Origin of the sequence: Megasphaera stantonii (assembly GCF_025567065.1) — a bacterium.
GTDB lineage: Bacteria > Bacillota > Negativicutes > Veillonellales > Megasphaeraceae > Megasphaera > Megasphaera stantonii.
In genome coordinates this window covers 1-3,554 of record NZ_JAOQKD010000043.1, presented here as the reverse complement: position 1 = coordinate 3,554, position 3,554 = coordinate 1, and the positions used below count along the sequence as shown (strand labels likewise).

Here is a 3,554-nt window from a genome sequence, read left to right as displayed (position 1 = left end):
CTCCTTTGTTGATGATTTCTCGCAAAACCATTTTAACATGAAGCTTCACTATGGATTTTTGTTTTTTGATTACCTGTTCAAATTCATTTTACAATTAACCCAATAATTTTCTTATCATTACTGCTCACCATTTTCATAGACATAATTTACCTTTTTAAATTTATCATCTCACACATAAATTTTATGCCTGTAATACCTGTATGCTTCCATAAAAATAAATTAAACTTCTTTTTTCTTCCAAATATATACTTTTTCGCATAATCATTAGCTTTAAACAAAAAAATATATAACTCACTATTCATAATCTCTTTAATAAAAGAGTTTTTGTTCTCTTCCTTGCTAAAGTAGTAATACTGAAATGTTCCTTTTAACTTCTCATACATCCAAAACTTCATAACAGCTAATTCATATTGTGATAATGAATACTGAGTAAACATTTCTAGTTGTGCTTGAATCACCTTTTGCTCCCAATCCCAATATGCAGATTCATATTTATGAATTGCTGAAAACGAATTTGGTAAATAATGATATAAATTAGCTGAAATCGTATGAATTCTACGGCAATACTTAAAATATTCGCTTAAAAATAATGCATCTTCTCCAAGTTTTACATTTGTGTCAAATACAATACGATGCTGGCGAATGATGCTTGCATTAAATATTTTATTTACACTAAAATTTACATACTGTATATGATTATACACAGAGGGCAAAGAGCAAAAAACTCTCATATCAACTTTCGATTCAATCACGGGAAACCATTGATCCGCTACTCCGCATATTGCTAATTCACATCCTTGGATAGCCTTATGCAATTCATACAGATAATTCGATTCCACAAAATCATCGCTATCACAAAATACAATATACTTGCCCTTGGCATGCTGTATGCCATTATTTCTTGCAGCGCTTACTCCAGCATTCTCTTGATATATAAATTGTATCCTCGAATCAGTTTTTCCATATTCACTTTTTAGATTTTCATATTTAGTCGAATTTCCATCATCAATAAATAACAGTTCAAAATTTTTATACGTTTGCGCCAGCAAACTTTCAATGCAATATCGTAATCTTACAATCGGCGTTTTATAAAATGGTACTATTACGCTTATTAAATCTTCCATTTAACATCCCTCAAATACATTTATTTTTTTTCGTTTATCTCGTGCGGTCTGCAAATAACCAATAATTTTATATCCTTTGAAATCAAGCTTCCTCAATAGCCGAACAGCTTTATTTTTAATTTCATAATAATATTCAGGATATTGTTTTTTTAAAATATTATCAAATTGAATAAGTTCTTTTTTCTGCTCACCATTACATTGCAGCGCAAAAAAGAAAATATATTGCATTTCACATGCACCAGATAAACGTAAATGAAAAATATCGCGGATCTCTTCATTAACAACTATTTTTCTTTCATATTCCAACATTGTATATACCATTTTAAGATGATCTTTGTAATGATTGCGAACCCCTTTTATGCTCATACTCTGCCCGCTTCTTGCCAATCGATAATAATAAATTGGAAATTCATAAAAAATAATAGTTTTACTGAAATTACAAGCCTTTAAAACAAATTCAACATCTGTATAAAAACAATGCTCTGTAATATAAATCGGATTATTTTTTAAAACATCCATTTTTACGGTTAATGTATGCATAGCAGGTGCAAAGTCATACATTTCACCTAATTTCATTTGCTTTCTCTGCGGGATTGTAGAATACTGTCCTTTTACCTGTAAAATTCCTCCGGTTTCATCTTCAAACGTAACAAATGGAGTATATACTAAATCCGCATCTGTTAATTTTAAAAAATCAATAAATTCATCTAAATTTTCATATGAGTAATAATCATCTCCATCAAGCTGTTTGAAATATTTTCCATTTCCTAATTTAATTCCAACATTTAAGGTAGAACCCCATCCACCATTCTCTTTATTTATCAAAAAGAACGAATCAGGATATTTTTCTACATAAGTATTTGCAATATTAGCCGTATCATCTTTTGAGCCATCATTAATAATCAAAACTTCTATATCAGGTAAGTTTCTACAATTCAAAAAGGGTTTTAATGCTTCATCTAATGTCGATGCAACATTATATGCGGCAATAGAAACGGTTAATACTTTTTTAGTAGTAGATATAATGGGTTTCATCTAATTTCTCCTATATACGCTTCAATCACAATGAAATAAATCTCTTGTATAGACTTTATTATGTACATCATCCAATGCATTATCGTATCGATTAGCTATAATAACATCACATTTATCCTTAAACGTTTTCAAATTATTTTCTACCAAACTTCCAAAAAAGGTACTTCCATTCGGCATTGTCGGTTCATAGATAATAACAGAAATACCTCTAGCTTTTATCCGCTTCATAACGCCTTGAATAGAACTTTGCCGAAAATTATCACTATTAGATTTCATAGTCAGTCGATACACGCCTACTATAATACTTTTACCTTCATTATTTGGGTCGAAAATAACGCCATTATAATTATGATAGCCAGCTTTTTGCAAAACTCTATCAGCAATAAAATCTTTTCTGGTGCTATTTGCCGCTACAATAGCTTCAATTAAATTTTCTGGAACATCTTTATAATTAGCAAGTAGCTGTTTCGTATCCTTAGGCAAACAGTATCCTCCGTATCCAAAAGAAGGATTATTATAATAGTCTCCTATCCGTGGATCCGTACAAATTCCCTGTATAATTTAAGCAGTATTTAATCCTCTCATTTCAGCATATGTATCTAGTTCATTAAAATACGATACACGTAACGCTAAATATGTATTTGCAAAAAGTTTAATTGATTCGGCTTCTGTCAACCCCGTAAATAATACAGGCATATCCTTTTTTACTGCTCCCTGTTGTAATAACTCTGCAAAAACTTTTGCTTGTTTTTCCATGTATTCATCATTTTTTGGCACTCCAACAACAATTCTGCTAGGATATAAATTGTCATAAAGGGCATGTCCTTCCCGCAAAAATTCAGGACTAAATAAAATATGGTTACAATGATATTTTTCTCTGATTTCTTTGGTATATCCTACAGGCACAGTTGATTTTATAATAATCACAGCATTAGGATTTACTTTCAGTACTAAATCTATAACACTTTCAACAGACGATGTATCAAAATAGTTCTTTGCAGAATCATAATTCGTTGGTGTTGCAATAATTACAAAATCAACATTTCTATATGCATATTCTCCATCAGTAGTCGCAATTAAACTTAAATCCTTATTCTGCAAATATTCTTGAATTTCTTTATCTATAATCGGAGATATTCTTCTATTAATTTTTTCTACTTTCTCTTTTAAAATATCTACAGCAATAACATCATTGTACTGCGCCAATAACACACTTAAACTCAATCCAACATATCCGGTTCCAGAAACTGCAATTTTCATATTATCCTCCCCAAAATATTTATCTAAAATAGATCGCGTAATTTTCTTGGGCGAATTGTCAAGCTAAGTGCAACTTTTTAGAGTAATGTACTTCGTATGGCGTTTTGTATCCTAAACATTTTCGGGGACGGCGAT

2 protein-coding genes and 1 pseudogene are annotated in these 3,554 nt (G+C 30.6%); all 3 read right to left on the bottom strand.

Annotation, left to right across the window (positions count from 1 at the left end):
* Positions 1-146: 146 nt before the first annotated feature.
* The gene (locus OCV58_RS12095; RefSeq protein WP_154878003.1) at positions 147-1,124 is read right to left on the bottom strand and encodes a glycosyltransferase family 2 protein; all 978 of its coding nucleotides are present in this window, start codon (positions 1,122-1,124) and stop codon (positions 147-149) included.
* A complete protein-coding gene (locus OCV58_RS12090; protein WP_154878002.1) occupies positions 1,125-2,159 on the bottom strand; it encodes a glycosyltransferase family 2 protein in 1,035 nt (344 codons plus the stop codon).
* Positions 2,160-2,180: 21 nt separating this feature from the next.
* A pseudogene (locus OCV58_RS12085) lies at positions 2,181-3,419 on the bottom strand (nucleotide sugar dehydrogenase).
* Positions 3,420-3,554: the final 135 nt, after the last annotated feature.

Excerpts from the sequence above, each read along its gene's own strand:
- OCV58_RS12090 (WP_154878002.1), bottom strand. The coding sequence starts at position 2,159 with ATGAAACCCATTATATCTACTACTAAAAAAGTATTAACCGTTTCTATT.
- OCV58_RS12095 (WP_154878003.1), bottom strand. The coding sequence starts at position 1,124 with ATGGAAGATTTAATAAGCGTAATAGTACCATTTTATAAAACGCCGATT.